The 1,608-nt window shown below is 50.9% G+C and carries 2 protein-coding genes; both read left to right on the top strand.

Annotation, left to right across the window (positions count from 1 at the left end; genetic code table 11):
- Positions 1-21 precede the first annotated feature (21 nt).
- Positions 22-1,017, top strand: a complete 996-nt coding sequence (locus tag G453_RS0116755; RefSeq protein WP_027191971.1) for a hypothetical protein — start codon at positions 22-24, stop codon at positions 1,015-1,017.
- Between the two features lie 18 nt (positions 1,018-1,035).
- Positions 1,036-1,608, top strand: a 573-nt coding sequence (locus G453_RS28170) for a hypothetical protein (RefSeq protein WP_205620081.1), incomplete at its 3' end; no start/stop codon positions are given.

Raw genomic sequence — 1,608 nt, 5'->3', positions numbered from 1 at the left:
CCAGCCATAGGAGTGAGGCCTATGACCAGCAAGAAGACTTCTAAAGCCACAATGGCCGAGCGGCAAGACCTCTTCGGCCACCTCTCCCCGGAAGATCAAGAGAAGGTCCGCAAGGCTATGGAAAAAACCATGGCCGCACCCCTAGAGGATGCTTACGCGGTGGAACCAGGTCCCACCGACTACAAGGCCCAGGCCGAGGCTCGTAAGGCGAAGATCAAGGCCGAGGCCCCGGCCAAGCGCATGGAGCGGTTCCAGCAGCTTCACCTTGTGGAGCATAAAACCGTCATGCCGAATCTCGCGGCCAAGACCGGTCTTTTCGCCCCGGTGAAGCCGGGACGTCGTAAGTTCCTCCGGGAGTATGAGAACGTGCCGGTTTGGGGCCTGTCCGGCGTGGAAGTAGCCTACAAGCACGAACAGCTTAACCAGCTTGATTTGAATGTCTATTTGCTTCTGGTGAGCTTCGCCCGCCGTCGGGGAGAGAACAAAGCTGCCTTTACCCGGCGTGAGGGTCTGAAGGCCTTGAGGCTTAACGATTCCGGGAAGAATTACCGGGAGTTTGACAAGTTCATTGACCGGCTCGGGTCTACCCGCGTTCAGATCGCCGTCACCGGGCAGGACGAGCACGGCCAGGACCGGCGCTTTGTGCTCCGGGATGCCCTGGCCCCCCGCGATTATCATGAGTCGCGGGGAGGGTTGTACGTTGTGGAGCTTTCCACGGCCTTGCAGGGCTTCTTTGCCGTGGACGATTGGAGCCTTGTCAGCCTTCCCCAACGCCTGGAGTTGGGGCAAAACCAGTGGGCTTTGACCGTCCATGCCTTCCTGTCTGCGAACAAGCCCCTTCCTGGCGGGTTCTGGTTCACCTGGGACCAGATTCATCACCTGTGGGGGCAGGGCTACGAAAGCTTGAGCATGTTGCGCCGCGACTTCCGGCGACGGGTTCTCAAGCCCCTGCATGCAATCGGCTTCATCAAGCGGGTTGAGGAAAATAGCACCTCGGCAATTGGGCTGTGGTGGTAGCCAAGATAAGGAATAAAAATGGCTATAAATTTTTTTGAAAAAATGAACGCGAAAACCAGGGTAGAAGAGCTTTTTTTTGCTCCTCTGTATAAAGTAGAAGTGTTTGAAGCAGATGACTTTTCTTCAATTGCTGAAATTCTTTGTTCAGAAACGTCATTTAGACTTTACTGTGTAGATTGTAGGCATGATAGTGTGTTTACAATTGTTCCTGATGATAGTCTTGTAAATTCTATGCTGACTGGTTCGTTCGGTATTAAGCCAAAAGTTGCAGATGTTGTCGTTTTAAAATGTGGAATGGAAAAATTCCATGAAGTACGATTTATGTTTGTATGCCGTAAGGTGATAAGGTCGTTTGATGGTGAAGATTTTGAATATCATGTGGTGAAGGTTGGTCAATATCCTGGTCTTGCTGATTTTTATCTACCACAAATAAGTAAGTACAGAAAAATGCTGGGTAATCATTACGGCGAATTTTCAAAAGCCATTGGTCTTATGGCTCATGGTGTAGGAATAGGTTCATTTGTTTACTTGAGAAGAATAATTGAAAAGCTAGTAGGTGAGGCTCATGGGAAAGCAGTTTTGGCAGCAGGG

The organism is Fundidesulfovibrio putealis DSM 16056 (assembly GCF_000429325.1).
GTDB classification, from domain to species: domain Bacteria; phylum Desulfobacterota; class Desulfovibrionia; order Desulfovibrionales; family Desulfovibrionaceae; genus Fundidesulfovibrio; species Fundidesulfovibrio putealis.
Note: the sequence above shows the minus strand (reverse complement) of the source record. Positions and strands in the feature narration are given on the sequence as shown.